At 59.9% G+C, this 26,448-nt stretch carries 27 protein-coding genes; 10 read left to right on the forward strand and 17 right to left on the reverse strand.

Annotation, left to right across the window (positions count from 1 at the left end):
- The first annotated feature begins 7 nt into the window (after window positions 1–7).
- Window positions 8–1,306: a DUF1501 domain-containing protein gene (locus tag ACILSR_RS19350; protein ID WP_395751445.1), complete on the forward strand. Its 1,299-nt coding sequence runs from the start codon at window positions 8–10 to the stop codon at window positions 1,304–1,306.
- A gap of 207 nt (window positions 1,307–1,513) precedes the next feature.
- Here ACILSR_RS19350 and ACILSR_RS19355 read toward each other — a convergent pair whose 3' ends face one another.
- A complete protein-coding gene (locus tag ACILSR_RS19355) occupies window positions 1,514–2,593 on the reverse strand; it encodes a hypothetical protein (RefSeq protein ID WP_395751446.1) in 1,080 nt (359 codons plus the stop codon).
- 178 nt (window positions 2,594–2,771) lie between these two features.
- Here ACILSR_RS19355 and xseB point away from each other — a divergent pair, with 178 nt between their 5' ends.
- The 3 genes from xseB to ACILSR_RS19370 all read left to right on the forward strand — a co-directional run bounded on the left by xseB (window position 2,772) and on the right by ACILSR_RS19370 (window position 6,495).
- Window positions 2,772–3,119 carry an exodeoxyribonuclease VII small subunit gene (xseB, locus tag ACILSR_RS19360; protein ID WP_395751447.1) on the forward strand — a complete coding sequence of 116 codons (348 nt, stop codon included), beginning with the start codon at window positions 2,772–2,774 and terminating at the stop codon, window positions 3,117–3,119.
- A 5-nt stretch (window positions 3,120–3,124) separates the two neighbouring features.
- Window positions 3,125–5,017 carry a 1-deoxy-D-xylulose-5-phosphate synthase gene (gene dxs / locus ACILSR_RS19365; protein ID WP_395751448.1) on the forward strand — a complete coding sequence of 631 codons (1,893 nt, stop codon included), beginning with the start codon at window positions 3,125–3,127 and terminating at the stop codon, window positions 5,015–5,017.
- A gap of 680 nt (window positions 5,018–5,697) precedes the next feature.
- Window positions 5,698–6,495, forward strand: coding sequence for a formylglycine-generating enzyme family protein (locus ACILSR_RS19370; RefSeq protein WP_407073046.1), 798 nt, complete (start codon window positions 5,698–5,700; stop codon window positions 6,493–6,495).
- 12 nt (window positions 6,496–6,507) lie between these two features.
- Here ACILSR_RS19370 and ACILSR_RS19375 read toward each other — a convergent pair whose 3' ends face one another.
- The 3 genes from ACILSR_RS19375 to scpB are packed head-to-tail and all read right to left on the reverse strand — an operon-like array spanning window position 6,508 to window position 8,947.
- A complete protein-coding gene (locus tag ACILSR_RS19375; protein WP_395751449.1) occupies window positions 6,508–7,113 on the reverse strand; it encodes a CAP domain-containing protein in 606 nt (201 codons plus the stop codon).
- Window positions 7,114–7,129: 16 nt separating this feature from the next.
- On the reverse strand, window positions 7,130–8,215 hold the full coding sequence (gene pheA / locus ACILSR_RS19380) for a chorismate mutase (protein ID WP_395751450.1): 1,086 nt from the start codon (window positions 8,213–8,215) through the stop codon (window positions 7,130–7,132).
- Window positions 8,216–8,236: 21 nt separating this feature from the next.
- Window positions 8,237–8,947: an SMC-Scp complex subunit ScpB gene (gene scpB / locus ACILSR_RS19385; RefSeq protein ID WP_395751451.1), complete on the reverse strand. Its 711-nt coding sequence runs from the start codon at window positions 8,945–8,947 to the stop codon at window positions 8,237–8,239.
- Window positions 8,948–9,081: 134 nt separating this feature from the next.
- Between scpB and ACILSR_RS19390 the strand changes: the two genes are divergently transcribed.
- On the forward strand, window positions 9,082–10,302 hold the full coding sequence (locus ACILSR_RS19390; RefSeq protein ID WP_395751452.1) for a hypothetical protein: 1,221 nt from the start codon (window positions 9,082–9,084) through the stop codon (window positions 10,300–10,302).
- 16 nt (window positions 10,303–10,318) lie between these two features.
- On the opposite strand, the gene ACILSR_RS19395 is transcribed toward ACILSR_RS19390, so the two are convergent.
- Window positions 10,319–10,732: a cupin domain-containing protein gene (locus ACILSR_RS19395; protein ID WP_395751453.1), complete on the reverse strand. Its 414-nt coding sequence runs from the start codon at window positions 10,730–10,732 to the stop codon at window positions 10,319–10,321.
- Between the two features lie 74 nt (window positions 10,733–10,806).
- A complete protein-coding gene (locus ACILSR_RS19400) occupies window positions 10,807–11,067 on the reverse strand; it encodes a hypothetical protein (RefSeq protein ID WP_395751454.1) in 261 nt (86 codons plus the stop codon).
- Window positions 11,068–11,116: 49 nt separating this feature from the next.
- On the opposite strand from ACILSR_RS19400, the gene ACILSR_RS19405 reads away from it, so the two are divergent.
- Window positions 11,117–12,079: a phosphoglycerate dehydrogenase gene (locus tag ACILSR_RS19405; RefSeq protein WP_395751455.1), complete on the forward strand. Its 963-nt coding sequence runs from the start codon at window positions 11,117–11,119 to the stop codon at window positions 12,077–12,079.
- Between the two features lie 16 nt (window positions 12,080–12,095).
- Here the strand turns inward: ACILSR_RS19405 and radC are convergent, their stop codons facing one another.
- From radC to ACILSR_RS19450, 9 genes are all read right to left on the reverse strand, one after another.
- A complete protein-coding gene (radC, locus tag ACILSR_RS19410; RefSeq protein ID WP_395751456.1) occupies window positions 12,096–12,791 on the reverse strand; it encodes a DNA repair protein RadC in 696 nt (231 codons plus the stop codon).
- 47 nt (window positions 12,792–12,838) lie between these two features.
- Window positions 12,839–13,849, reverse strand: coding sequence for a polyprenyl synthetase family protein (locus ACILSR_RS19415; RefSeq protein WP_395751457.1), 1,011 nt, complete (start codon window positions 13,847–13,849; stop codon window positions 12,839–12,841).
- 100 nt (window positions 13,850–13,949) lie between these two features.
- Window positions 13,950–14,567 carry an N-acetylmuramoyl-L-alanine amidase gene (locus ACILSR_RS19420; protein ID WP_395751458.1) on the reverse strand — a complete coding sequence of 206 codons (618 nt, stop codon included), beginning with the start codon at window positions 14,565–14,567 and terminating at the stop codon, window positions 13,950–13,952.
- Window positions 14,568–14,573: 6 nt separating this feature from the next.
- Complete coding sequence (locus ACILSR_RS19425) at window positions 14,574–15,071, reverse strand: LysM peptidoglycan-binding domain-containing protein (protein WP_395751459.1); 498 nt, start codon at window positions 15,069–15,071, stop codon at window positions 14,574–14,576.
- Window positions 15,072–15,110: 39 nt separating this feature from the next.
- Window positions 15,111–15,518, reverse strand: a complete 408-nt coding sequence (locus ACILSR_RS19430; RefSeq protein WP_395751460.1) for a hypothetical protein — start codon at window positions 15,516–15,518, stop codon at window positions 15,111–15,113.
- 149 nt (window positions 15,519–15,667) lie between these two features.
- A complete protein-coding gene (locus tag ACILSR_RS19435; protein WP_395751461.1) occupies window positions 15,668–16,090 on the reverse strand; it encodes a type II secretion system protein in 423 nt (140 codons plus the stop codon).
- A gap of 156 nt (window positions 16,091–16,246) precedes the next feature.
- Window positions 16,247–16,984: a TlyA family RNA methyltransferase gene (locus tag ACILSR_RS19440; protein ID WP_395751462.1), complete on the reverse strand. Its 738-nt coding sequence runs from the start codon at window positions 16,982–16,984 to the stop codon at window positions 16,247–16,249.
- 12 nt (window positions 16,985–16,996) lie between these two features.
- Window positions 16,997–17,566: a hypothetical protein gene (locus ACILSR_RS19445; protein WP_395751463.1), complete on the reverse strand. Its 570-nt coding sequence runs from the start codon at window positions 17,564–17,566 to the stop codon at window positions 16,997–16,999.
- Between the two features lie 47 nt (window positions 17,567–17,613).
- On the reverse strand, window positions 17,614–18,633 hold the full coding sequence (locus tag ACILSR_RS19450) for a hypothetical protein (RefSeq protein WP_395751464.1): 1,020 nt from the start codon (window positions 18,631–18,633) through the stop codon (window positions 17,614–17,616).
- Window positions 18,634–18,824: 191 nt separating this feature from the next.
- On the opposite strand from ACILSR_RS19450, the gene ACILSR_RS19455 reads away from it, so the two are divergent.
- The 3 genes from ACILSR_RS19455 (at window position 18,825) to ACILSR_RS19465 (ending at window position 21,201) form a co-directional block, all read left to right on the forward strand.
- Entirely contained in the window at window positions 18,825–19,088 is a 264-nt protein-coding gene (locus ACILSR_RS19455) for a hypothetical protein (protein ID WP_395751465.1), read from the forward strand.
- A gap of 86 nt (window positions 19,089–19,174) precedes the next feature.
- On the forward strand, window positions 19,175–20,434 hold the full coding sequence (locus ACILSR_RS19460) for a hypothetical protein (protein WP_395751466.1): 1,260 nt from the start codon (window positions 19,175–19,177) through the stop codon (window positions 20,432–20,434).
- Window positions 20,431–21,201 (forward strand): carbon-nitrogen family hydrolase, encoded by a 771-nt coding sequence (locus ACILSR_RS19465; protein WP_395751467.1) that lies wholly within the window; start codon window positions 20,431–20,433, stop codon window positions 21,199–21,201. Before ACILSR_RS19460 ends, ACILSR_RS19465 begins: the two co-directional genes overlap by 4 nt.
- 6 nt (window positions 21,202–21,207) lie before the next feature.
- Here the strand turns inward: ACILSR_RS19465 and gmk are convergent, their stop codons facing one another.
- Window positions 21,208–21,810, reverse strand: coding sequence for a guanylate kinase (gmk, locus tag ACILSR_RS19470; RefSeq protein ID WP_395751468.1), 603 nt, complete (start codon window positions 21,808–21,810; stop codon window positions 21,208–21,210).
- 91 nt (window positions 21,811–21,901) lie between these two features.
- Here gmk and ACILSR_RS19475 point away from each other — a divergent pair, with 91 nt between their 5' ends.
- Window positions 21,902–23,251 (forward strand): Gfo/Idh/MocA family oxidoreductase, encoded by a 1,350-nt coding sequence (locus tag ACILSR_RS19475; protein WP_395751469.1) that lies wholly within the window; start codon window positions 21,902–21,904, stop codon window positions 23,249–23,251.
- 68 nt (window positions 23,252–23,319) lie between these two features.
- Here the strand turns inward: ACILSR_RS19475 and ACILSR_RS19480 are convergent, their stop codons facing one another.
- Window positions 23,320–26,433 carry a protein kinase domain-containing protein gene (locus ACILSR_RS19480; protein WP_395751470.1) on the reverse strand — a complete coding sequence of 1,038 codons (3,114 nt, stop codon included), beginning with the start codon at window positions 26,431–26,433 and terminating at the stop codon, window positions 23,320–23,322.
- Between the last annotated feature and the right edge of the window lie 15 nt (window positions 26,434–26,448).

Consider the following 26,448-nt stretch of genomic DNA (forward strand, 5'->3'; position numbering starts at 1 on the left):
ACACCCTATGAAATCCGAACTTAACAAGCTCAACCCTATCGCTCGTCGTGACTTCATGATGCGCACCGCCCAGGCTGCTCTCGGCGTGACCGTCATGCCCGCCTTGAATCTGGCTGCCGCTGGCAGCACCACCGGTGCCGGCACCCCCGGCTTCGGCAAGGCCAAAAACGTCATCTTCCTCTGGATGGGCGGCGGCATGACCCACATCGACACCTGGGATCCCAAGGACGGCCCGACCAAAGGCCCGACCGATCCGATCAAGGCGAATTCGGGTTCCGGCAACATGGACCGCCTCGGCGGCACCATGGTGAAGATGGCCAAGGTGGCGAACAAGTTCTCCATCATCCGTTCCATGAGCTCCAAGACGGGCGTGCATGACCAGGGCACCTATGTGATGAAGACCGGCTACGAACCCCGTGGCACGATCGTCCATCCTTGCATCGGCGCCTGGGCCTCCCACTTCCTGGGTCGTATCAAGGGACCAACCCTCCCGGACAGCGTCGTCGTGAACAGCGGCAACGCCTTCCCCGGCGCGGGCTTCTTCCCCACCACGATGAGCCCCATCCCGATCTCCAATCCGGAGTCCGGCCTGCAGAACATCAAGCCCACCACTTCTGACGATCAGTTCAAGAAGCGTCTGTCCCTGACCGACGAGTTCGACACCTCCTTCCGCAAGAAGTTCCAGTCCGACGATGTGAAGTCCTATTCGGAATTCTACGACGAAACCGTCAAGCTCATGAAGAGCGAAGACCTCAAGGCCTTCGACCTCAGCCAGGAGCCTGCCGACCTTCGCGCCAAGTATGGCCGCAACAACTTCGGCCAGGGAGCCCTCCTTGCCCGTCGCCTCGTTCAGGCCGGTGTCCGTTTCGTGGAAGTCCAGGCCGGCGGCTGGGACATGCACAACACCATCGACACCGCTCTCGGCAATACCGCCGCGAACATGGACAATGTCTTCGCCACTCTGATCGAAGACCTTGAAAGCCACGGTCTCCTCTCCTCCACGCTCATCGTCATGGGCTCCGAGTTCGGCCGCACTCCTGACATCAACGAGAACGATGGTCGTGACCATTATCCTCTCGCTTACTCCACCGTCTTCGCAGGCGGCGGCGTCAAGGGCGGCTTCGTTTACGGTGCCACCGACAAGGAAGGCCGTCGTGTCGCTGACAAGCAGTGCACACCGCAGGACTTCCAGGCCACCATCGGCCACGCCATGGGTCTTCCTGTGGACGAAGTCGTCATGTCCCCCTCCAACCGTCCGTTCACGGTCGGCGACAAGGGCGTGCCCGTCCTCGACATCTTCGCGTAATCCCGCGCAGGATCACCTCCTCAATGAGAACACCCGGTCGCAAGACCGGGTGTTTTTTTGTGCCTGCCCTCCGGCTCCACAGGCCGGGCGGCTTTAAACGTAGGGCGCACACAAAGGTAAGGCTCACACAAAGGTAGGGCGCTTGGTCCTCCAAGCGCCTCCGGACGTCTCCCCGCCCCCACATCGCCCAGCCCCTCCCGAGCAAGCTCACCGCCTTCTCCGCGGCATACCCAGCAGCACCGCGCCCAGCACCACCAGCACGACACCCCCAGGCTCCGGTACCGGCGTCACGGCAAAGTTAAAATCGTCAAAGCTGTGGATGTAGCTCACCGCACCATTGTCCAGCGAACCGCCCCGAAGGTCCCACTGCAGCCCCGTCAGCGCGCCGCTGACCACCCCAAGAGCCTGCTGGCTTAGCACGCTCGTGTCGCCTCCCAGCAGGGAACTGTTGTCATTGTAGGCGCTGATGTCCAGGCTGGCGGTATTGTTAAAGGTGTCCAGCAGCACGGTGATCTCAGAATACCCTGCACTGCCCATCTGATAGGCCGTGGTCTGCCAGGCGCCGCCAGTCAGGCGATACTGCAAAAAATTGTCCCCGGTGTATCCGATTTCAAACACGGGCTGGTTCGCCGCGTCCATCAGCGACAGCCCAAAGAGATTGCCTGTGTCAGGATCATCCCAGTCAGTGGGCTTCACCCAGAACGACATCTGAATCGCAGCGCCCAGCGTGCTCGCCGGATTGATCCCGCCCAGGTCGCGAGAATCAAGGCTGTAGCGGTAGCTCAGGTTCTCATCCATGGCCATCAGGTTCAGAGTCTGCGATCCCCCGTGCGGTGTGGTGTTGCGGTAGGCTACGATCGAATCCCGCGTGAACTGGCCCCCATAGTAGTAGGGCGCATCAGCATCTTCGTTCAGCCTTCCGCCGCTCATCGCTTGCCAGAGGCCTGTGTTGTCCCCAATGTCCGCTGCCGCTCCGCCCGGACCGCCATTGTTCGTTCCAAACTGCCCCGCATTGTAGCGCGTCACGTCCGGACCGTTGGTTCCGTCGCTGAAGGTGTTGGGGTAGGCGCCCCACGGCACCACGCCTGTGTAACCGCTGCCAGGGTTGTTGTTGAAATAGAACTGGGCATCCCCTGCGAACGATCCTGAAACGATCTGCCCGTTGAGCGGTATCCGGTAGCCGTCCTGCTCCTCAAAACCACCCAGATAGGCCTGGGCGTCCGGGGAGCAGGCAAAGGCTCCAAAGACGCATGCAAGGAGGCTGAGTCTGGGTACGATTTTCTTCACGGGCTAAAGCTAACCTTAGTCGCCCTGAATATAAATTCAATAATTATTGAATTATTCCATAGGTTACCCACTTCCTCCTTCTGCACCTTGTCATGCCCGGCTTTTCCTGCTTGCGGCCACCTGCGAAGCCCTGATAATGGCCGCCCTTCCTTGCCTTCTTTGGCACCGATATTGTCCCATGAGCAAACCCTCCCCCCAGTCCGACGAACCTTCCTTTGAAGACGCCATGCAGCGTCTTGATGAAATCGTCGCCGGCATGGAGGACGGCCAGCTTTCCCTGGAGGAAATGATTTCCAGCTACGAGGACGGCGTCCGCCTCCTCAAGCTCTGCCGCCAGCGCATCGACGGCGCCCGCCGCCGCGTCGATCTCATCAGTGCCGATCTCGAAGGTGGCAAAGCCTCGCTCACATCATTTGACGATGGCGAGGATAACGACGACAACGCCGAAGACACCGAAAAGCCCCGCCCTCCAGCCCGCCGCCGTAAAAACGCCGAGACAGAAGGTGGAGAAATCCGACTTTTTTAAGACCTGTGGATACCCAACTGCCCGACATCATCTCCCCCGCCGACCTCAAAGCTCTCCCGCTTGAGAAACTGCCCGTCCTTGCCGAGAAGATCCGCAAGACGCTCATCGAGACCCTCAGCCAGACCGGCGGCCACCTCGGCCCCAACCTCGGTGTCGTGGAGTTGACCATCGCCCTGCATCGCGTGTTCGACACGCCCAAGGATCGCTTCGTCTTCGACGTCGCCCACCAGGGTTACGTCCACAAGATGCTCACCGGCCGCTGGGACCGCATCCACACCATCCGCCAGCACGATGGACTGAACGGTTTTCTCCTCCGTACGGAAAGCGAGCACGACAGCTACGGCGCGGGCCACGCCGGCACCGCCCTTTCCGCCGCCCTGGGCATGGCCACCGGTCGTGACCTCGTGGGTGGAGACGAAAATGTCATCTGCGTCGCCGGAGACGCCGCCTTCACCTGCGGTCCTGTGTTTGAAGCGATGAACAACGTCGCCGCGCACACCAAACGCCTGATCTGTGTGCTCAACGACAACGAGTGGTCCATCGACCGTAACGTCGGCGCCATCGCCAAGTACTTCAATACCATCGCCACCCACCCCGCCTACGCCAACCTTCACCAGAAAGCTGGCAAGCTGCTCGAGTTCATGCTCGGCGAAGACGTGCGCCGCATTGCCAAAAAGGTCGAGGACCACGCCAAAAACATCCTCCTCCCCCAGAGCCAGACACCCTCCAACCGCAGCTCCCTCTTCGACGAGTTCGGCATCCGCTACTACGGCCCCATCGACGGCCACAACATCCCCCTCCTCATCCAGACCTTCGAGTTCCTCAAAACTCAGGATGAGCCGGTGATCCTCCACATCATCACCGAAAAAGGCCGCGGCTACACCCCTGCCCTCAACGACCCCGGCAAATTCCACGGCCTCGGCAAATACACCATCGAAACCGGCGAAACCCCCGCCAGCGACAAGCCCACCTACTCCCAGGTTTTCGCCCGCAGCGTCACCGATTTTGCCAAATCCGACACACAAATCGTCGCCATCACCGGTGCCATGCCCGGTGGAACCGGCCTCAGCGTCTTCAAAAAAGAGATCCCGGAACGCTACTTCGACGTCGGCATTGCCGAAGAGCACGCCGCCCTCTTTGCCTGCGGCCTCGCCACCCGTGGCCTGAAGCCCTTCCTGACCATCTACTCCACCTTCATGCAGCGTGCGTTCGACATGATCGTGCATGACATGGCCATTCAGAGCCTCCCGGTGCGCCTTTGCATGGACCGTGGCGGCCTCAGCGGTGACGATGGTCCCACGCACCACGGCCTCTTTGACATCGCCTACCTCCGCGGGATCCCCGGCATCGTCCACATGCAGCCGCGAAACGAAGATGAATTCGTGGATATGCTCTGGACCATGGCCCACTACGAAGCCGGCCCCATTGCCATCCGCTATCCTCGTGGGAATGGCCCGGGCATCATGCCCAAGGACAAGCCCGTCCGCCTCGAAATTGGCAAGGCTGAAGTCATTGCTGATGGCAACGACGTCGCTCTCATCGCCCTCGGAGACATGTTCCCGGTGGCTGAAGCCGCGAAAAAAGAACTCGAAGCCAAGGGCCTCTCCGTGGCGCTCATCAATCCGCGCTGGATCAAGCCTCTCGACATGGACTGCTTCAGTTCCTTTGCGAAAAAGGTCAAGGTCGTCTGCACGCTTGAAGACCATGTCCTGCGCAATGGCTTCGGCGCGGGTGTCATTGAGCAGCTCAGCGACGCCGGCATCCACACCCCGGTGGTGCGTATTGGCTGGCCCGACCAGTTCGTCGAGCACGGCACTCCGTCTGTTCTGCGGAAAAAGCATGGTCTCAGCGTCGAAAACACTGTCGCAAAAGTGCTCGAAGCGCTCGCAAAGGCGTAGTCCGACCAGAGCAAGGATTTGTAGAAAACGATGTCCCGGGGAAGTGTTCCCCGGACATTTTTTCTCAAAGTTTTCGTGAAAAGCACCTCGGGCAGCGCTAAGTGTTAGTATCATTCCTCTAAGGGAAAACTGGCGCAGAAGTGCTCAAGAATTATCACCTCCCGAACTACTCCATCGTCATGCTCTCCCAAGATGATGCAGCAGACTCTTCGCAACTCGTTCCTTCGAGTGATGGGGATCACTGTCGGCAGGAACCGGTTTGCAGTGAGAAGAAGGCGTCCTTGGATATTGAATCCGTGGTCGAAGAGGTGAGGCCATTCTACAGCCGTCCGTCGATGCGCAACAGGCGCAGACTGATTCCGTCCTGGCTTTTGGTAGCAAGCATTGCGGTATCGGCACTGCTTGGTTACTTCGCCGGGGGTCGTAATCCGCAGCAAAAGGTGCAACTGGTAGCAGCCACCCCAGCCCCCGCCACCCTTCCTCCCCCAGCCGCCGTTCCTCCGCCTGCTGCCGCCCCTGTCCCCGTTGCCGCCCCTGTTCTTGTCCCGGCACCCGTTTTTGTCTTTATCCCTGTCATTGTCCCCGCCCCTGCCGACCCAGTCCCTGCAAAGCCGGTGAAACCTGCAGCTCCTCAGCCAGCTGAACCGGAACTGGTTGCGATTATTGGGGGAGATTTTTTGATGGGAGATGTGCTGGACGACCTGGCGGATGCGCGGCCTCACAAGGTCAGCCTGTCCAAGTTCATGATCGGCAGACACGAAGTCACTCTGGAGCTATGGGACAAAGTGATGTTATGGGGGCGGGAACACGGTTATCCAGACATCCCAGCCGGGATTGGCAAAGCGTTAAACCATCCTGTCTATGGCGTGAAGTGGGGAGACGCGATCAAGTGGTGCAATGCCTTCAGTGAGAAAGAAGGACTTACACCTTGTTATTACATGGAAATCAGCCGGCAGAGGGTCGTTCGGAGCGGGCTGGCCGATGTGGGAAACCAGCAGGTCAACTGGAAGGCCAATGGATATCGCCTGCCCACGGAGGCAGAATGGGAGTTTGCCGCCCGTGGCGGCCAGGCCGGCATGCGGTTTCCGTGGGGCAACGAAATCACGCAGGAGCAGGCCAACTACCATGGATCTCCGGCCATACCGTATGACAAATGTCAGCGCACCGGTGTCTCCGCCGCCGCGCTCAGCAGCCCACCCTACACCATGGCGACAGGCATGTTTCAGCCGAACAAATTCGGCCTCTTCGACATGGTGGGCAACGTGGCTGAATGGTGCTGGGATTTTTATGAACCCAAGTACGGCAGTACTGTGGAAGTGAGCAACAACCCCCATGGCCCCGACCTGGGCAAAACCTGCGTCATCCGCGGCGGCAGCTGGCGGCATACAGCCGGCGAAGGCCGCTGTGCGAGCCGTTTCAGCCTTCCCGGAGACAGTCCGACCTCTTATGTCGGGTTTCGAGTGGCCCGAAGCCGTTGATCTTCCGCAGCCTCACGGAACGACCGACGCAAAATTCTGCGTGGCATAGATGTGAAATTTGGCGCAGGTGCAGGGACTCACACCGCAGCCGAGGAAAAGCAGGTTGGGGTTCAGGATCGTGGCCCTGTGGCTCTTCGAATTCATCCACAGTTTCACGATCTCCTCCGCGAACGCGAGATAGGTCAGGCCGTTCGAGGTGCGCATGGCGATGTTTTCCGCCCTCTCACCACTTTTCACCCCTTTGGCATCCATGCGCTGCCACGGGGTGCGCTTCTCGGATTCGAACGGATTTTCATGGGCAAAGAAATTCTCCGTCGCCATGTCCTGCGAATGCCCGTAGGCGCATGCCCTCAAGGCAAGCGACGTCTGAAACAGCGGCAGCTGGTGCTTCTCACGCTCTGCATTGGTCAGATAAAAAATCGCCGCGCTCAGCAGGCCCAGATCCAGCCTGTCACGCTGCATCACCCGCAGCACTGGCGGATGCAGGCGAAACGTCTCCGAAGTGAAACGCCCGTAGTCCTCCGTCTTCCACGGAGCGGCTTTTTCCAAAGGCTTCTCCGTGTCTTCCGCTCCCAGCGGCAGCGTGAGGAAAAGCAGGGGGAGAATCCAACGCATCATGGCGGGTTTGAATTCGTCACCTTTCTTCCACCCAGCCTGGGGCCGGATAGCTGCCGAGGACTTTGACCTGCACAGCGATGCCTTCGATTTCGAGGGCGGTGATGGCCTGCCTGAGAGTGGTGTCGGAGTGATGGCCGCTGATTTCGAGGAAAAAGCGGGCCTCATTGCCGCTGGTGGTGGGGCGGTTTTCGATCTGGCGGACGTTGACGTTGCGGGAGGCGAAGACCTGCAGGACCTCCATCAGCGCGCCCACGCGATCCTTGGAATGGATCATGAGCATCGTGTTGTCATTGCCTGAGGGCGGGCCGGAACGGCGGCCAAGGATGATAAAGCGGGTCTGCGTGGCGTATTCGCGCGGGGAGGTGGCAATGACGCGCAGATCGTGCAGCTCCGCACTCAGGGGGGTGCCGAGGGCGGCCACGGAGGGATTCTGCGCGGCAAGGGTGGCGGCGGCGCTGGAGCTGGCGGATTCGACCAACCGGGCGCCCGGAAAGCTCTGGGAGAGCCAGGGACGGCAATGGGCGAGCATCTGCGCACGGCCATGGATTTCCGTGATATTGCTGTGCGGACCCTGGGCCATGACGGCGGCATCTGCCTTCCACAGAATCTCGGCGTAGATCTGCAGAGCGCTGTCCGCCAGATGGTCCAGTGTATGATGCACCGCACCTTCGGTGGAGTGCTCGATGGGCAGCACCCCATAGTCGGCCGTCTGCGTGGCCACGCAGCCAAAGACGCCTTCGGTGCTGGCTTCCGCGAGGTATTCGACGCAGTGGCCAAATTTATTCACTGCGGCCTGATGGGTCCAGGAACCCGTGGGGCCGAGGTAGGCGATTTTGAGGCTGTCTTCCAACGCGAGAGCGGCGCTCATGATCTCCCGATAAATGGCGCGGATGGCCCGTTCGGTCAGGCGGCCGTTTTGCGCGCGGTTGATCTCGGCCAGCTTGCGCAGGAGCTTGTCTTCGCGGCCCGGCACGTAGATGTCGAGGTCATCCTTGCGTTTGATCTCCCCCACGGCATGGACGAGTTCGGCGCGTTCGTTCAGCAAACGGAGCAACTGCTGATCGATGCTGTCGATCTTGTTGCGGACTTCTTCGAGGGACATGGGCCGCAGGAGAAAAAAGGGTTAGGACTCCTCCGACGCGGCAGGAGCGACTGGTGCCAGAGAGAGCTGGTGCTCCTGTGGCTGATCGGCGGCAGGGGCTGATTCCTCAGCGGTCGGCAGCTTGACCCGGCGGAGTTCGGAGGCATTCGGCATGTCATCCAGGCTGCGGACGCCAAAGTGATCGAGGAAGGCTTCCGTGGTGCCATACAGCAGCGGACGGCCCGGGAGGTCGGCACGGCCTTCGATTTTCATCAAACCGCGGTCGATGAGCTGCTGCACCATGGCATCCACCGAGACGCCACGCACGGCTTCGATGCCCGCCTTTGTGATGGGCTGACGGTAGGCCACGATGGCGAGAGTTTCCAACGCGGGCTGGCTCAGGCGCTGCACCTTCTTGCCGGGGTAAAGCGCACGGCACCACTCCGCATACTCGCCACGAGCGGCGATGCGCCAGCCGTTGGCACGCTCCACGAGGGTGAAGGCATGCTTTTCCGCTGCGTAGCGCGCGATCAGTTCATCGAGAATGGCACGAACCTGCTCCTCTGTCGTTGCAGCCAGCGGGGCCACCCAGTCCGGGATCTGCATCTGCGGCCGTCCATCCTCACCGGCGGACTCGGCAGCTGCATCGAGAATGTCCTTGGCCGTGTCTTTGACGGCGGCACACATCTGCGGCACACCCAGGGGCTCCTGGGTGGCAAAAAGAAGGGCTTCGACGATCGAGATCAGTTCCATGGCGCGGACGGGCAATCTCAAGCGAGCCAGAGGGGAGAGTCAAGCCGTGGAACGCCTTTCGCGCCGACGGTCGAGGGCGCAAGAATTCCGCCTTGCTCTTGACACTTCAGTCCAGCCCGCGCTCTCATTAGCCCATGGCCCTGCGTCTGGACACCGCCGTCATCCGTGGCGAAATCGACAACACCACCCGTGGCAACGTGCGCGGCAAGCTCTGGCTGGTCGGCCGGGAGGATCCCGTCCTCATCGACCTGCGAGGAGACGCGTGGCGTGACGTGGCCGGCTGCAAAGTCATTTTCACCAACCCCAATCCTTCCCGGCAGTCCGCCGCCGCCAGCTTGCAGCCGAGACAGAAGGGGCATGTGGGAGACATCACCGCCTCCCGCAAAATGAAGGTACACACCGCACCGGAGGAACAGGACAAGGACAGCGCAGAGGAGGAGGACGAAGATGTGATCGGCCCTGCCTCCGCGTGGTACAACGCACTGTACATCGAGTGGTTCTCTGCAGAGAACGGCCGCGTGTTCATCGAGAGCACCGATTTCAAGATCAGCATTTCCGCGTGGGTCTGGGAGATGGACGAGGCGCAGGAGGATGCGCAAAAGATGAGCAACCTCCACGCCATGCGCGAATGGCTGGCGGGCATCATCCAGCGCCCGGAGCCGAAGGAGGAGGAAGAAGGGGTGTTCGATGACAGTGAAGAATCATGGGAGGACTCGCTCAAGCAGTCGGACCGCCTTACCGATGCAAACATGGAGGCGATCGACAAATACGGCATCGACGGGCTCCATGATGACCGCATCGCCTTCGTGATGGGCTGGGACCACATGCTTGGCGGAGGCAAAGAAAGCGGCTACGAGGAGGAGGATGAGGAGGACGCAACTGAAGCCTGGAAAGAGGACGATGAAGCGCTCCCAGAGATGGAGCCGTTCGAAGACGATGAATTCGAAGAAATGCTGGAAAAGGAAGACCGTGAAGCCCACCCGCTGCAAACCATGGCCCGAGACTTCGTCATGCGCCTGCTGACGGAGATGCCGGAAGAACGCTCCGAAAACGCCGCCACGAGCGACGGGAACACCGCGCTGGACCGATTCATCCGCAACTCCATGAACATCAGCGGGAAGCTGGCCGGCGTGCTGGGTTTTGAGGATATTGACGGTTCATCCCACACCGGCCACACCCTGGCTGTGCTACGGCGCTGCCTGAACTGGGCCAATGAGGCTTTCGCCGCGCTGAACGAACTGATGGAAGACCCGGAGTGGAACGGCCGCCAGGAACTGCTCAATGAATTCCGCAACGAGCTTTTTGCCATCCGTGACGGCATCAACGACCTGCGCAAAACTTTGCGCGCGCCGTAGGCGCCAGCCTGTGAATTTACTGCCGGAGTGACTTCCAAGGCTCTTCCTGGCTGTGATCCACAAGGCCGGGTTCATCCGCCCTGGCCGGTGAAAGAATGGCCAGGAAAACGAGCATTTCGTCCCCCACGTTCCAGGTGCCGTGGATTTCTCCCATGGGAATGAAGGCAGTGTCTCCCGGGCCGAGGATTTTTTTCTGCTGGCCGACCCATTGCTCAGCCTTGCCGGAAATGATGTAGATCATCTCCTCACGGGTGGGATGGGAATGGAAAGGGTGGCTGCGCCCCGGCTCCATGTTGGCCCGCACCATCATGAGATGCTCGTTGTTTACGATGTCACTGCGGCAAATCCATTCCTCCAGTGTCCATGGGGAGAGAAAGTCGATCTTTTCGGCAGAAGTGACGAAACGGCGGTTGGCAATGGCGTCGGACATGATAGGGGATGCTAGCGTGATGAAATGACCACGGCAAGCTGGGCGATGCACCTGCTGCTATCCGTTTTGCTCCATCAATAGGTAAACAAATCCTTCACCCCGAATGAGCGCTCGATCTCCACACCCTTCTGCTTCAGGAGGAGATTCAGGGCATCTGCCATGCGCTGCTTCATGTGCTTGGTGAGGCGGCGCCCCTTGCGGGCGCGCTGGACGGCTTTGTGGGTCATGGGCTCCGAACTGGCGGTGACCAGGTCATGATTTCCCAGCTCATGCTCCGTCATGATCCCGTCCAGAGGCTGCACGCCCAAGTTGCGTTCGATTTCGTCTTGTCCCATGTTCATTCTCTGCTTCCGCAAACCGACCTCTGCAATCTGAATTCCAGCCATGCGCATCCTTCTCACCACCACCAGCTACCAGGACACCCCCGGCGACCATCACGCCCTGCTCGCCGCACAAGGTTATGAGGTGCACCGGGAGCGCGGCCCGCTGCCTGAAAGCCGCATGCTCGAGCTGGCCGGCGACTTCGACGCCTTTCTCTGCGGCGATGATGAGATCACCCAGGCTGTTTTGGATAAATCTCTGCCCCGCCTGCGCGTGATTTCGAAGTACGGCATCGGCCTGGACAAAATCGACGTGACGGCCTGCACGGAGAAAAAGCTGCCCGTGCTCTTCACCCCCGGCGTGAACCACACCACCGTGGCCGAGCACACCTTTTGCCTCCTCCTCGCCCTCGTCCGCAATCTCGTCGATTCCGCCAACTCCGTGCGCAACGGCCAGTGGAAGCGCGTCACCGGTCATGAAATCTGGAACAAGACCATCGGCATCGTCGGCCTCGGCCGCATCGGCCAGGAAGTGGCCAAGCGCGCCGCCGCCTTCGGCATGAACATCCATGCCATGGACCTGCCGCAATACTGGCCCAAGGCCTTCGCAGATATTCACGGCATCACCCAGCACGAGCAGATCGAGACGATGCTGCCGCACATCGACGTCCTGAGCCTGCACGCCAACCTGAGCGAAAGCACGCGTAACCTAGTCAACGCCGAGCGCCTGCAACTCGCCAAGCCAGAGCTCCTGGTGGTGAACACGTCGCGCGCGGAACTCGTCCACATGCCCGACATGATTGCGGCTTTGGACGAAGACAAGGTCGGCGGATACGCGACCGACGTGCTCGACGTGGAGCCTCCGCCCGCCGACCACCCGCTGCTCAAGCATCCCAAAGCCCTGATCACGCCGCATATTGGCTCCCGCACCTATGAAAGCGTGCCGCGTCAGGCGATGCGCGCCACCTTGAATCTCGTGAACTACCTCAAGGGAGAGAAGGACGTGATTCAGGCGAACAAGTGGTGACACCCGTCACCGAGATTCACAGCATCCCATGCTCCTTGAAGCTGAAGTAGGGCAGCGCCCGTGACTCTGACGGAGTGCCGATGATCAGGTGATCCTGGAGAAACAACCCCGTGGCTTCAGAGGCTTCGCGGAGACGACGCGTGAGGCGGCGGTCTGCCTCGCTGGGGGTGGGATCTCCGGAGGGATGATTGTGAACAAGGATGTAAGCGTAGGCGTTATGAATGAGCACTTTTCGCAACAGGTCACGAGGGTGCGCCACGCACTCATTCAGACTGCCCTTGAATGCTTCTTCGCTGCGCATCACTGCAAGCTTGGTGTTCAGCAGGATGATGCGCACGGATTCCGTGCCGAGCGCCTGCATCTCAGAACCGATGTATTCATAGATGCGCTGAGGACGGTCGAGCACGACCTCCGCGTGCGAGGGCTCCTGCGCGGAACGCCGGCCCAGTTCAAAAGCAGCTGAGAGCAGGGCGGTCTTCGCAGGTCCCAGGGCCTTGATCTTTCTCAACACCGCCGGCTCCAGGCGCGAAAGGTCGCGCAAAGATTTGTAGTCCCGCAAGATGCGCTGGCCGATCTGCAGGGCATTTTCCCCTTTGGTGCCGGTGTTGATGAAGAGGGCGAGCAGCTCGGCGTCTGAGAGAGCCTGCGGCCCCAGGCGAAGCAAACGCTCGCGCGGGCGGTCATTTTCCGGAATGTCATGGATGCGGCTCATGAGTCGGTTCGCTGTTCTCAGTTCACCGTTTACCGCGATTCAAATTCTCAATGAATGGCCCGGCACTGGTCCAGGAGGCTGTGGAGGTAGCCGACGATGTCCTCAAGCGCCTGACGATGCGAGGAAGCACCGAGGCACATCAAATCCGCGCGGGCTTCCAGCAGCATGTTTTGCGCAAACTTTACCGCGCGCTCCACCGCACCCGCATAATCGGCAATGCCCGCGAGCATGCTGGTGTCCATCGGCTCGCCTTTGAGCAGCATGCGGTTGAGCTTCTGCTTCTGAGCATCGGTAGCGCCTTCGAGGAGGTAGAGGATGGGCAGCGTGAGCTTGCCACGGGCGAGATCTGTGCGGAGCGTTTTGCCGACGGTTTTTTCGTCTCCGACGATGTCGAGACAGTCGTCGTAAATCTGGTAGGCGGTGCCGAGCTTGAGACCGTAATCTTTCAATGCCGCCTGCACCGATTCAGGCTGATGGTTGAGGCGGGCGCCGAGCTCGCTGGCAGCAGCGAAGAGGGCGGCTGTCTTCATCTCGATCATCTTGAGATAATCGGTGACGGAGAGATTGAAATCGAAGCGACGCTGGGTCTGGAGGATCTCGCCGGTGCAGACATCGCGTGAGGCTTTGGCGATGGCGCGGCAGACATGGGTGTCGTCAAACTCGGTGGCGAGTTCGAGCGCGTAGGCGAACAGGCTGTCTCCCAGCAGGACACTGAGACTGCTGCCCCATTTGGCCACGGCGGTGGGCTGGGCACGGCGGATGTCCGCGCCGTCCATGATATCGTCATGCACCAGAGAGGCGATGTGGACGAGTTCAAGAATGACGGAGAGACGAGTGTGGCCCTCATGCGTGCCACCGGTGGCACCGCCTGCGAGGACAGCGAGAGCAGGGCGGATGCGCTTTCCCGAGGTTTTGCAAACGTAGCTGACATAGCCTTCGACTCCGGGATCAAAAGCTCGGGCCTGATCAAGGATGGCTGCTTCAACGCTCTCCAAATCCGCCCGCACGAGATGAAACGGGAACACAGGGTTGCTGGCGTTGATGACGGGGGCTGGCATGGGACTGGCTATTTCATCCACCACGGCAGGGGCTTCGTCAAATGCCACGCAGAAGCCTCGGAAAGGTGAATTTTCAAAAGAAATGAAAGCTGTGTTTGGTTCATTTGGTCCGCACGGCCAAAAGACCGCGGATGATGGCATCTGCCAGCTTCTGCCGGTGCACGGGATCAGCGCAGCGCCTGGCCTCGCGTTTGTTGCTAAGATAACCGCATTCAACAAGCACGGCAGGCATGTCGGTCTCGCGCAGCACCTTGTAGTCGCCATAGAAAACGCCCCGGGTGGCGCCTGGGACACCGCTTTTGAGCGAACGGCCGAGGGAGGTGGCAATGGCTTTGCCACGCGGGCTGCGGTAATAAACCTCACTGCCTGCAATGCTTGTTTTCCGCGAGCCATTGAAGTGAATGCTGACAAAGACTGAAGAGGAAACCCGGTTGGCGATGCGCGCCCGCTGCTCAAGCGCCACAAAGGCGTCGGTGCGGCGGGTCATGAGAGTCTTGAGGCCGTTTGATTTCAGGCCTGTTTCCACGCGCCGGGCCACGTCCAGACAGAGTTTCTTCTCGATGAGGCCATTCCAGGCGGAACCGCCATCCTTGCCCCCATGGCCCGCATCAATGACCACGGTGGAGAACCGCAGCGGCTCCGCGGAGGCCGAGCCGGTGGCACCGCCCAAGATCAACGCCAGGAATGCTGCGGCGAAGCGAGAGAGGCACAGGCGCACAGGGTTTCAGGGGATTTTGAGGGTTCTGCCCGCGCGAATGAAATCCGAAGAAAGTCCGTTGGCGGCTTTGAGCTTTGCCACGGTGGTACCGTTTTTTCTGGCGATGGCTCCAAGGCTGTCGCCGCTTTTGATGGTGTAGGAGCCGCCTTTGTGGGAGCTTTTGCTGGCAGTCGTTTTGGATTTGCTGCCAGACTTGGAAGTCGTTTTCTTCTTCGAAGAGCTGCGTGAGGAGGATCCGCCATGAGACGAGCGCCATGAAGAATAGTCCATGCCAGCGCCCTGCCCGCCTTGAGCAGCCCAGTCCGTTTTGTATTCGCCATTGTCCGCGAAAGGATAGTCCGCGTGGCCCATGCTGTGCGCCGGCGTGTCCGGGGAGCCATGAAGATTGATCACCGGGAGATCCTTGGGCAGTCCCTTGATTTGACCGGAGTTTTCACAGGCAGCCAGCAGCAGCAGCGGAACAACCAGGCAGGTTCTGAACAAAGATGACGTGAAATGATTCATGCGTGATGATGCGTCACTTACGCCGCTTTTTCGGGTGAATCAATTGGCAGGACGGAAACGGCTGATGCGCTGCTTGACGCGCGGGACGCCATTTTTATCCTTCGCTAGAACAATGGTGCGCTCATGGTAGTAGGCCGCGCCGCTGCCTGGCAGGCTGTAACGCCAGTTGGCCACGTCAGCGCCAGGATCGTTGCCTTCCATCGGATTCCTGATGGTGTTGAAGACCGCCCGACCGTCCATGCCCACCTGGACCATCTTGAATTTATGCTCTGAAAACCCCTGGGAGAGGCGTGTGCTGGTGGAGCCGATATGGAACATCGCATTGATGGAATCCGACACGCTGTAACCATAGCTCACGGTGAAAAACAAAACGATGAGCGCCGGAATGACGAGGATGACAGCCGGGGTGAAGAAGTACCAGTTCTTTTTAATGAAAGCAGAATTCATGAAGAGACATGCTGGTGGAAACGGCGGCGGCAGGCAAGGTAAAACACGCGCCAAATTGAACCGCCGCAGCTGGCACGGCAAGGGCGCAACGCAGCCTTTGCACAGGGGCTGCACAGCGTGAGATAGAAGGGCTGCCTCCAGAGCCGAGATCAGAGGCGCTGGCCTCCACCGGTCGAAACTACTTCGCTGGTGTACACCAGCTGGCCATCACGTACCTGGAGGTATTTCGCGGCCCCCTGCATGTCTTCTTCGCTGAGACCGGGCACCACAAACACATGACCGCGCATGGCACCACGCACAGACACACCCCCGCGAACGATCGCACGCACGGTATCCATCACACTGTCTCCCTGAACGAAGTCGAGCTGGGCCGCCTGCGCCATCATGCAGGTGGAGCAAAGTTCCTGAGCGTTCCGGCGATCACGCGCGGCATAGACGGCGTCATTCTGGCTAAGCATCGGCACGGCGATGCCAACCATCACTCCGAGGATGGCTACGAACATCAAAACTTCAAAGAGGCTGAACGCCGAGCGAACTCGGCGGTGCATCAAAGGTGGGGTAAGAGTTTTCATGGCGCGTTGTGTCTGTGATAGTATTTTATGATAATTATCACAACGTTGCAACCCTAAAGTGTCAAATTTCCGTAAAATAATCGTTCTAGCGTCTCATTATTGCGAAAATGAGTGCTAATGGCCTTATTTACTGAGACTTACCCCGCACGTGGCGAATTATGGTTGAACTGCGAACCAAGCCAGAAACTCGCGATTTCCATCCGTCCCTTGAATTGAGGACTCAATCAGCCCCCGCCATTCCAGATGGGTTTGAGAACGCACAAAGCCTTCGATACGGGCGCAGGCTTTGGCATGGAGTTCGGGTTCTCGCACAATGCCCCCCTGCCCTACCTCCTCACGAGTCAGTTCGAACTGCGGTTTGATCAGAACGAGAGCCTGCCCGCCTGGCCGCAGCACCTGCAGCACCGCGGGCAGCACCAGCGTGAGGGAAATAAAGGAGAGATCGGCCACGAGGAAATCAACCTCCTGCCCGACGTCAGCCGGTTGAAGGTGGCGGAGATTGAACTGCTCCCGCGACACGACGCGAGGATCGCTCCGGAGTTTCCAAGCAAGCTGGTTGGTGCCGACATCAAAGGCGAACACCTTGACCGCGCCACGTTGCAGCAGGCAGTCTGTGAATCCCCCCGTGGAAGAGCCAACATCGAGGGCGGTCATGCCCGTGACATCGATGTCAAAGTGCTTGAGGGCACCTTCGAGCTTAAGTCCGCCGCGGCTGACGAATCTGGGGCGCTCACGCACGACGATGGGCTGCCCCTCGCTGACCAGCCAGCCAGGCTGGGTGATGCGTTTTCCCATCACACTGACCTCACCGGCCATGATGAGGCGCTTGGCCTGCTCACGCGAGGGCACAATGCCGAGCTTCAGCAGGGCGAGATCGAGGCGTTCACGCGGCATCTTCAAGAAAGGCTATTTCCGGACGGCGTGAATCACCTCGTCCCCTGCCTCGATTCGAACTCCTGGGAGAACCGCGGAGTTGTCAATGTCCACGACTGCCTCAGCGGCGTCGATGGTGTCCCCGACGATCACACGGCCCACGAGTCCATTGCCGCGCCGCACGTCAAATTTTGTGCCGCTGGTGAGCTGCTTGTTTTTGCCAGCATCAATCACGGCAAAGCCTTCTTCGTTATGGACTTCGATAATCTTGGCAAACACGGGCATGCCGAGGACCTGCTTCTGCAAATCGGTCAAAGGTGCGGCCGCAGGAGGAGGGGAAGGATAGGCGGGCGGGGTGCCTGGCATCAGGGAGCTACCCGCCAGAGGAGGCACTGCGCTGGGCGCAGGTTCAGGCGGCGGCGGCAGGGCTGCCACCGTGCTGGGCTTGAGCGGCATGGCCGCCTCCTGAGCCGCCTGCTGCCGGCGAACAAGTTCGAGTTCCTTTCGCGCTCCTTTGGCCTCCTCCCCCGCCTCCCAGGCAAGATAGCCGGTGATGGCGAGAAGAATAACGGTCAAAGCCAGGGCATAGTGAGAAAGACGCATGGCTGCATGCTAGACGCAAGCCCGGTACGGATCAACCTCTCTCACATTCAGCGCAGCAGCCCCAGAAGCTCCCGCATGCGCAGTTCGATATTGAGCAGGCTGGCCTGCACGCCGGCCAGCCAATCCATGTCGGCACCATGAGGATGCTGCTGGACCAATTTGTCCGTGGCATTCAGCGCCGCGGCGAAGAGGGGCAGGCTTTGCTCCAGATCGACCACCAGAAACTGCCACTGGTCCTTTTCCGCCTCTGCAAACTGGCGCAGCACATGGACCAGGTGGGCCGCCAGATCCGCGACGGTGGAGAGAAGCCGCAGGACTGCAGGCCGGGTGCGCACCTCTTCATTGAAGACCAGCAGGCCCTGAAAGCGGCGCAGCTCCTTGGCGAGTGCCGCAGAGCGCGGGACGGGATCCATCTCGGCGCTGCCCTTGGGCTTGGCCGGGGTTTTGCGCGGTGGCTCGACGGCGTGATCCATGCTGACCGCAGCAAAGGGATCGCTCCCCGGTTTGGATGGTTGAAAAGGATCGTCAAAGCCGGGGCTGTGCAAAGCGTCCGCGGATTTTGAATTGCGGCTGGAACCCAGCAGGAAATGCTTCCGCCGGGCACGATTCTGCCGCAGCAAAGCCGCCTCGTCATCCTTGCTCAGCTGCCAGCGCGGTGAGGAAACCCTCAGTTGCAAATGCCACGACTGAATCAAAATGCGCTGGTGCTCCTGATTGAACCACTCAAAAAACAGCAGATTTTTCAATCCGGGAGGTTCAGGCAAAGTCATCACCGATCCCGACTGGGACCTGCGGCGAGGAAGCTTTGCCACGCGATAGGAGGCGGTCATCAGCCCACCGTAGCCATGCTGCATGGGTGCGATGGCGTCCACGTGGCCCTCATTGGCATCAGGCAGAGGATTGTGAAAATCCACCCGGCAGCCGGCGATATCGCGCAAAAAATTGCCCACCAATTCGACTCTCACGGGCTGGTTCTCACCAGCGAGATGCAGTACACCTGTAATCAGACCGGGCACTTCGTTGGAAAGGTACCCGCCCAGGATGGACGATTCGAGACAAATAATCATTAAATGTCATATAAACTAGAGGCCGGAAGCTTTGGCCGCAAGCGGACAGTGTCTGTCTGAAGCCAAAAAATGCCCCTCAATTGGGCGGAACGGCTTTTTGTGGAACTGTGGCAAGATTGCTGCTTGTTCCACAACCGATGTGATGGTATGGCCCAGTCCCCCTAACCTAAAACTCAATAAAAAAACACTCCATGAAAGACCTCGTATACCTCAGCCGCTCCTTCGTTGAATTTGGCCCCTTCGCTAAGAAGGAAATCATCGATTTCCAAAAGCGCGGCCTACTCGCCGAGAGCGACTACCTCCGTGACGAAGGCAGCGACAGCTGGGTTCACTATCAGGAATGGCTGACCGTCGTCCCGATGCCTGAGCCAAAGCTCGTCAAAAAGCCTGCAGTGAAGGAAGCCGAGCCAAAAGCCAAGGCCCCTGCAACGAAAAAAGCCAAGAAAGCCGCGTAAAACGCCCCGGAGGCCGCCAAGCCTCCAAACGAAGTGCCCTTCTCTGATGCGCGTCCCGCCTCCGTGCTGGACGCGCATCTTTGTTCATGCGAATAGCCCGCGTGACTGAAGCCGATGCCATCACCACCCGGACGCTGCGCAATGAACTGTGGCGCTCGATTCCGTCCGGGGTGATCGACACGCTGACCGCCACTTTTGGCATGCTCATAGCCGTGCGGGTGTTTCACATGAGCGATACGGCAAAGTCCGTTTTCCTCAGCGCCACCAGCGGAGGCATGGTGGCCAGTTTGTTTGTGGTGCCACTGCTGCTCCGTGCCCGGAGCACCATAGCGCGGACTGCGGCAAAGGTGCAGCTGCTTGGTGGAGGCTGCATGGCGGTCTCCGCGGCATTTCCGCGTGACCCGATGCTCTACATCGGCGGTCTCAGCCTGGGATTGTTCTGCTTCACCATGCAGATCCCGCTGATGACGCAGATTTACCGCATCAACTACCCTGCCGCCAAACGCGGAAAGCTCTATGCGGTCACGGGCGTCACCCGTGCGGCGGCGGCCATGTGCTTCGGTTTCGTGGGAGGAAAAATGCTCGGCTGGGACATCGACAACTACACGTGGCTGCTGTGGGCCTTTGCCGCGAGCGGGTTCGTCTCGGGTTTCTGGACCTACGGTCTGCCCGTCACGCCATGGGAGGCTCCTGAGAATTCCAGCACCAGCCTCTGGAGTTCCATGCGCTGGGTCAAAGAAGATCCCGATTTCCGCACCCTGCTCATCTCGTGGATGATGATGGGCATCGGCAATCTTGCAGCAGCCTGCCTCTTTGTGGAATACCTCGCCAATCCCCGGCACGGCATCAACCTGCCCGAATTCGAAGTCGCATGGATCACCGGCGTGGTGCCGGTGCTGGCGAGGGTGGTGTTCTCGTATCCCTGGGGTTTGGTGTATGACCGGTTCCACCTCTTCACCGTGCGTGCGGTGCTGAATGTCTTCTTTGCCCTGGGCATTTTGTGTTTCTTTCTGGGCCACAGCCTCTTCTGGTGGACCTTTGGCATGGCTCTGTGGGGAATGGCCAACGCCGGCGGTAACGTGACGTGGGCGCTGTGGGTCACCAAACTCGCCTCCAAGCACGCCGTTGCAGAATACATGAGCGTCCACACCTTTCTCACCGGCTTGCGCGGACTCATCGCTCCCACGCTGGCTTTCACCATGATCAAGGTGATGTCGTTTGACGCCTTTGCCATCGTCTGCGGCATCGCCATTCTCTCTGCCAGCGGTTTTATCACCGTGCGTGCGCGCAACAGTTCTGAATCCGCCGACCGACTTCGTCCGGGCGCCAGCCAAGAACGTCTATGAACCTCCATCTCGTCCAAATCGATTCCGTCTGGGAAGACCGCTGTGCCAATCACGCCAAGGCGCGCGACCTGATCGCCGCTGCCAGCCCCGCCCCAGGCTCCCTCATCATTCTGCCAGAGACGTTCTCCACAGGCTTTAGCATGAACCTCGAAGTTACCGCCGAGCCTGAAGGTGGGCCCACCGAGCAGTTTCTGCGCGAAATCGCCGTCCACTATCAAAGCTGCGTCATCGGTGGCGTGGTCACGCAGGCCGCGGACGGGCGCGGCAAGAACCAGGCTCTCGCCCTCGCTCCCGATGGCAGCATCCTCGCCCGCTACACCAAAAACTATCCCTTCACCTTTGGCGGCGAAAGCACCGTCCATGCCGCAGGCACAGAAGTCGCCCTCTTCGAATGGCAGGGCCTGCGCATCGCCCCGCTGATCTGTTACGACCTGCGTTTTCCCGAACTCGCACGCACCGCCGTCCGCGCCGGCGCCGAAGTCCTGATCTACATCGCCGCCTGGCCTGTGAAACGCATCCATCACTGGATCTCACTCCTCCAGGCCCGCGCGATCGAAAACCTCGCCTACGCCATAGGAGTCAACCGTTGCGGCACCGACCCTGACTTCACCTATACAGGACGCAGTCTCGTGGTCGATCCCCATGGCCTCATCATTGCCGACGCCGCCGAGCAGGAGCGCGTCGTCAGCGCAAAGATCGATCCCGCCATCGTCCGCGCCTGGCGCGCTCAATTTCCTGCGCTCAGGGATGCGGGAATGCAGCCTTGATCACCCTCACATCAAGCTCGTCCTCATTCTCCCCGCTTCCAAAATCGCGTCAAATCTCCGCGCATCCGTCTCACGGTCGCCGCTTACCAGGACGAAGTCATACTTGTGCCAGTGCTCCATCTCCGCTGCGGCGTTTTGCATGCGCAGCTCAAAAGCGGCGGCATCCTCCGTGTTGCGCCCGGAGAGGCGGTTCCGCAGTTCCTCGAGGCTTGGGGGAAGCACGAAAATTTCCAGCAGGCAGTGCTTCACCAGTTCATCCTCGCAAGCGCGCACCTGCATGGCACCCTGAACATCGATGTCCATGATGACGTCGACTCCGCGCCGGAGGTTTTCATATACATAACTTTTCAGCGTGCCGTAGAGCCGGCCATGAACGCGGGCATATTCAAAGAGTTCGCCACGCTCTACGCGCGCGAGGAAGTCCTCCTCGGTAAGAAAAAAATAGTCTTTGCCGTCCACCTCGCCAGGCCGAGGGGCACGCGTGGTGCAGGAAACGGAGAAGACAGCTTCACCGCGGTCACACACTTTTCGCGCCAGCGTGGTCTTGCCGGTGCCGGACGGGCCGGAAACGACGATGAGCTGGCCCAGGCGCTGTTTTGAATATTCCATCCTGCCGAATACTCACGCGAACACCGAGTGCAAGAGACTTGGCAAACGGACAGTAATGCTCCACCCTTCCCCCCCAATCCGAAAATCAACCATGCAAACCGCATCCTCACGCCGTCAGTTCGTCAAAGTGGCCGCCGCCTCTGTGGCCGCCCCCTTCATTCTCCCCTCACGCGTCTGGAGCGCTGAAACCGCCCCCAGCGAGCGCCTCACCCTCGGCTTCATCGGCGTGGGCAAGATGAACAGCGGCCACCTCAACAGTTTCCTCGGCCGCAAAGAAGTCCAGGTCGTCGCTGTCTGCGATGTGGACACCAACCGTCGCGAAAACGCCAAAAAGACCGTCGAAGAACGCTACGGCAAGGACAAGGACGCCGGCTTCAAAGGCTGCGAAGCCTATGCTGACTTCCGCAGGCTGCTGGAGCGCAAGGACATCGACGCCGTTGTCATTGCCACGCCTGACCACTGGCATGCCTTTATCGCCATCGCCGCGCTGAACGCCGGCAAGGACGTCTATTGCGAAAAGCCGCTCACGCACAACATTCACGAAGCACTTACGCTGATCGACGCCGTGCGCAGCAACAAGCGCATCCTGCAGACCGGCTCCCAGCAGCGCTCCAGCAAGGAGTTCCGCGTCGCCGCAGAACTCGTGCGCAACGGCATCATCGGCAAGATCGACCACGTCGAAACCGCTTTCGGCTCGCCCGCCAAGCCCAACGCCAACCCCGAAGAACCGATGGAGCCCGGCCTCGACTGGGACATGTGGTGCGGCCCGGCTCCGCTCGTGCCTTACAGCAGCGTGCTGAGCCCGCGCGGCGTCCACAATCACTTCCCCGCGTGGCGCATGACCCGCGAATTTGGCGGCGGCATGATCACCGACTGGGGTGCGCACCACATCGACATCGCCCAGTGGGGCCTTGGTGAAGATGAGCACGGCCCGGTCGAAATCATCGCCCCTGAAAAATATGCAGATGCCTCCGACGGCGCCAAGCTCATCTACGCCAGCGGCATCCCGCTTCTCCACAATGGCAAAGGCAGAGGAGTCTCCTTCTACGGTGCCAACGGCGAAGTTCACGTCAACCGCGGCAAGTTCGAGCTCGTCCTCGGTGGCAAAACCATCCACAAGTTCTGGGACAAGGAAACCGACAAAGGCACCTCCCTGGACCGTGAAGTCGTCCTAACCGAGCGCGAATACCTCGCCGATGCCAAGGTCAAGCTCTACAACTCCAAGAACCATCACGAAGACTGGATGAACTCCATCAAGACCCGTGAAAAGCCCATCTGCGATGTCGCCATCGGCGCCAGCACCGCCATCTCCTGCCACCTCATGAGCCAGGCCTACTACCACGGCGGCTCCATGAAGTGGAACCCCGAGAAGCACGAGTACGTCAGTGGCGGCGATGCCAAGTGGCTCACCCGCGACTACCGCGCCGGCTGGAAAGTCTAACGAGATACGGGCTGCCAGCCCGTTCTGTCTTCCCAAAGGCGGCCTCGCGTGAGGCCGCCTTTTTTGTGCTACGGCTTGTCAGAACCTTCGCCAGATCGAAGAGAGGGTAATGCCGCTCTGATCTTGTCAGCGAGCGCTCTAGCCTCCTGCTCGCTGAAGCTCCCGCTGATCTCCACCTTCCCGCCCATGATCGGAGCCTGGATCATCGGTGCGGCATAAAGCTGTCCCGCCAAGATGATCGCGAGTCGCCTGCCTCTGCCTTCGAAGGTCAGGTTTCCAAAACGTTCGCCACCCTCGCTTGTAAAAGAAAGGCCGATCCGCAGTCCGCCCCTCTCCTCTCCTTCACTGCCGACGACGCCGACGAGCTGCACATCGTCCTGGGTCATCCGGATTGTCTTTTCAACATGAAAGACCTCCCACTGGCCCGTGTTTCGGTGCCTGTTTACCAGCTTCATTTCCTCCGTTTCATCCGATGGGGCATCACGCACCCAGCGCATTTGTAAAACATGCGCCGGCTCCTTGCTGGCGGCCGGCATGGACACTTTCGCCGTGGGGTGAACCAACGCCCATATTTTCTCATCAAGCGCCACGCATTCTTTCTCAGCCATCTCACGTTGCTTTGGATCAGTTGGAGTGAGTGAGCCTGACATTTTGCGATCAAGCTCATACCCGTGGACCATCAGCGCCTGTGCTTCTGTGCCTTCCAGCAAAACAGCGAGTTCCTTCATCTGAGCCAGCCTCTCGACATTGACCGCTATGCCTGCTTCGGGCAGCCCCTTTACTTTGGGGGACGACTGCACCAAGGCCTTGATCGAATTCATCACCTGGCTGGCCTGCCACGGCACCGGCTTAAAGGACTGGCCCGCCTTCTGATAAACCAGCGCCAAGATTTTTTGTTCGATAAGATCAAACGCCTCGACGATCGCCTCATGACGCGCGGGGTCAGGACGTGTGCTCAGATTCAAAAGCTCGCGGTCCAGCGTCTCTCCACGCTCCATGAGATCCTGCGCCTCAGTGCCTTGCAGCACCATGGCCAGCTCTCTTCTCCTGCTGCTGCGTTCCGCGAGAATGGTCTGAAGTGGATCGCTTGCATTGTCAGGAGGCAGCAGAGATTCGGGAAGCGCTCTGATCGTGTCCAGAATCTCCACAGCAGCGCGCGGAATGGGCTTGTACTTCCGACTGACAGCCGAGGAACCCTGTACCAGCTTGTAACGAAGCCTCACCCCTGCGTCGGAAGCGCTCAGGATCTGCAGCACGCCAGCCACACCCTCGCGCGTCTGAAAAGCATAGGCCTCGGATTGCGTTTCACCTGCATACAGCGTTTGGGACAAGCGGCTGATCGTGCCAAGAAGCTGAGGCTGAACCTCCGCAGGCGTCATTTTTCCCCACGCAGCACTATCCAGCGCCACGGTCTTCAGGCCAAACACCACCAGCCTCCCCGCATCTCGCGCAGGAGCATGCACCGCATCCATGCCGAACTCCATCTCCCACGAGAGACGCCTGTTCATCGACTGCGGCAAAATGTTCCCAGTCTTGCCGCTGTCAAAATCGAGCAGCACATTCGGTGCGAGCTCTTTCTCGACCACCGGTCCGAAGTTCAAGGTGGAGGCCGGCGTTGCCGCCTGCTTTTTTCCGACCTCTGGCGGCACATCCTGGCCAAAACTTAGCACCAGTAACAGCGGGAGAAATCGGACAAGAATCATCAGCGCCAAACAGCCGGCGATCCACCAGCCCATCGTGCGAGCGGGCTGCCGCGCCGCACGCCGCTGAGACCACAAAAAGATGGCGATCACCAGCATTACGTGCAGCAGGTTGCTCACGTTGCTCAAGCTCGAACCCAGGTAGGCGAGATACTGCGGATCCTGCTTGCTGCGCAGGGTTTCGTTCACACTTAGCATGCCGCTCATCAAGTTTACCGGTGTGAATCCGACATAGGCGATCATCCAGGCGAAGAGCGCCCGAGCCATCGGATTGAGGGCTTTGCCCTGAGGCTCTTTCCAAACACGCCAGAAGGCGATGATTCCCGACGTGAGGTAGGCAACGGCCCCTATCTGCACTAGCCCCTCGCCCCAATGCCGTCCGCCCAATATCGTAGCGTATAGTTTATAACTCGCCAGAGCCATGCACAAACCTCCCATCACAAGGCATACCACGGCGAGCAAAGGCCAGCGCCAGACTTCCATGAACGATTGCTTGCGTGCCGCCACCACCAGCGGAGGCGACGTGGTTCCCACCGCCTCCACTCGTGTGCGAAATTCCACCGCCGTCTGATACCGCAGCTCCGGCGTCTTCTCCAAGGCCCGCAGCACAATCTCATCGATCCGCACATCAATCTGCACTTTTCTCGAGGGCGGCACCATTCCCTCCCCCGGCCGCTCTCCCGTCAGCATTTCATAAAGCACCACGCCGAGGCTGTAGATGTCCGCACGGTGATCCGTCGTCGCGGCACCATCATGCTGCTCCGGCGCCGCATAGTCAGGCGTGCCAAATCCCAGTGATGCGGGCACTCCTCCCCGCAGTTCCGTCCCGCCTTCCACAGCATCACACTCACCACGGTATATTTTCGCAATCCCAAAGTCCGCGATCTTCACCGTCCCCGCCTTGTCGATCAGCAGATTCTCCGGCTTGATGTCCCGGTGAACGATGCCGTGATCATGCGCGCATTGCAGAGCCTCGCACACCGGCGGGATGATGCTCAGAGCCTCCTTGGGCGTGAGATGTTTCGTTTGCAGCAGCTGTCGCAGGTTTAAGCCATCGACAAATTCCATGAGAAGAAAGCAGAAGCCGCCCGCCTGGCCGAAGTCATACACTCCGACAATGTTCGGATGATTCAGTGCCGCGAGCGCGTGCGCCTCCCTCTCAAACCGAGCGGCAAACTGCGGATCATCCGCCCTCTCTGGTGCCAGCAGTTTCAAGGCGACAAGGCGGTTCAGCGACTTCTGCCGCGCCTTATACACCACCCCCATGCCGCCACGCCCCAGGCACTCCATGATTTCCAACTGCGGGAAATGCGGTGCCAGCGCCGCAGGGGTCAGCGGAGTCTGCGGCAATGCACTTTCGCCTGCCTGCGTTGGCTCGATGATCTGGGCCATGAGGCAGCGCGGGCACAGGCCATCCAGAGATCCGGGGGGAAGTTCTGCGGAACATTGCGGACAGTGTTTGACGGCGGAAGAGTCGCTCATGTCGAATACCTGAAG

It is taken from the genome of Prosthecobacter sp., assembly GCF_044222565.1.
GTDB lineage: Bacteria > Verrucomicrobiota > Verrucomicrobiia > Verrucomicrobiales > Verrucomicrobiaceae > Prosthecobacter.

Excerpts from the sequence above, each read along its gene's own strand:
- radC (WP_395751456.1), bottom strand. The coding sequence starts at position 12,791 with ATGAGCCGCATCCATGACATTCCGGAAAATGACCGCCCGCGCGAGCGT.
- ACILSR_RS19475 (WP_395751469.1), top strand. The coding sequence starts at position 21,902 with ATGCAAACCGCATCCTCACGCCGTCAGTTCGTCAAAGTGGCCGCCGCC.
- ACILSR_RS19430 (WP_395751460.1), bottom strand. The coding sequence starts at position 15,518 with ATGAATTCTGCTTTCATTAAAAAGAACTGGTACTTCTTCACCCCGGCT.
- ACILSR_RS19415 (WP_395751457.1), bottom strand. The coding sequence starts at position 13,849 with ATGCCAGCCCCCGTCATCAACGCCAGCAACCCTGTGTTCCCGTTTCAT.
- scpB (WP_395751451.1), bottom strand. The coding sequence starts at position 8,947 with ATGGAACTGATCTCGATCGTCGAAGCCCTTCTTTTTGCCACCCAGGAG.
- ACILSR_RS19375 (WP_395751449.1), bottom strand. The coding sequence starts at position 7,113 with ATGATGCGTTGGATTCTCCCCCTGCTTTTCCTCACGCTGCCGCTGGGA.
- ACILSR_RS19350 (WP_395751445.1), top strand. The coding sequence starts at position 8 with ATGAAATCCGAACTTAACAAGCTCAACCCTATCGCTCGTCGTGACTTC.
- ACILSR_RS19460 (WP_395751466.1), top strand. The coding sequence starts at position 19,175 with ATGCGAATAGCCCGCGTGACTGAAGCCGATGCCATCACCACCCGGACG.
- ACILSR_RS19455 (WP_395751465.1), top strand. The coding sequence starts at position 18,825 with ATGAAAGACCTCGTATACCTCAGCCGCTCCTTCGTTGAATTTGGCCCC.
- ACILSR_RS19440 (WP_395751462.1), bottom strand. The coding sequence starts at position 16,984 with ATGCCGCGTGAACGCCTCGATCTCGCCCTGCTGAAGCTCGGCATTGTG.
- ACILSR_RS19445 (WP_395751463.1), bottom strand. The coding sequence starts at position 17,566 with ATGCGTCTTTCTCACTATGCCCTGGCTTTGACCGTTATTCTTCTCGCC.
- ACILSR_RS19465 (WP_395751467.1), top strand. The coding sequence starts at position 20,431 with ATGAACCTCCATCTCGTCCAAATCGATTCCGTCTGGGAAGACCGCTGT.
- ACILSR_RS19405 (WP_395751455.1), top strand. The coding sequence starts at position 11,117 with ATGCGCATCCTTCTCACCACCACCAGCTACCAGGACACCCCCGGCGAC.
- xseB (WP_395751447.1), top strand. The coding sequence starts at position 2,772 with ATGAGCAAACCCTCCCCCCAGTCCGACGAACCTTCCTTTGAAGACGCC.
- ACILSR_RS19480 (WP_395751470.1), bottom strand. The coding sequence starts at position 26,433 with ATGAGCGACTCTTCCGCCGTCAAACACTGTCCGCAATGTTCCGCAGAA.
- ACILSR_RS19370 (WP_407073046.1), top strand. The coding sequence starts at position 5,698 with ATGGGAGATGTGCTGGACGACCTGGCGGATGCGCGGCCTCACAAGGTC.
- ACILSR_RS19390 (WP_395751452.1), top strand. The coding sequence starts at position 9,082 with ATGGCCCTGCGTCTGGACACCGCCGTCATCCGTGGCGAAATCGACAAC.
- gmk (WP_395751468.1), bottom strand. The coding sequence starts at position 21,810 with ATGGAATATTCAAAACAGCGCCTGGGCCAGCTCATCGTCGTTTCCGGC.
- ACILSR_RS19425 (WP_395751459.1), bottom strand. The coding sequence starts at position 15,071 with ATGAATCATTTCACGTCATCTTTGTTCAGAACCTGCCTGGTTGTTCCG.
- ACILSR_RS19395 (WP_395751453.1), bottom strand. The coding sequence starts at position 10,732 with ATGTCCGACGCCATTGCCAACCGCCGTTTCGTCACTTCTGCCGAAAAG.
- ACILSR_RS19400 (WP_395751454.1), bottom strand. The coding sequence starts at position 11,067 with ATGGGACAAGACGAAATCGAACGCAACTTGGGCGTGCAGCCTCTGGAC.
- ACILSR_RS19435 (WP_395751461.1), bottom strand. The coding sequence starts at position 16,090 with ATGAAAACTCTTACCCCACCTTTGATGCACCGCCGAGTTCGCTCGGCG.
- pheA (WP_395751450.1), bottom strand. The coding sequence starts at position 8,215 with ATGTCCCTCGAAGAAGTCCGCAACAAGATCGACAGCATCGATCAGCAG.
- ACILSR_RS19450 (WP_395751464.1), bottom strand. The coding sequence starts at position 18,633 with ATGATTATTTGTCTCGAATCGTCCATCCTGGGCGGGTACCTTTCCAAC.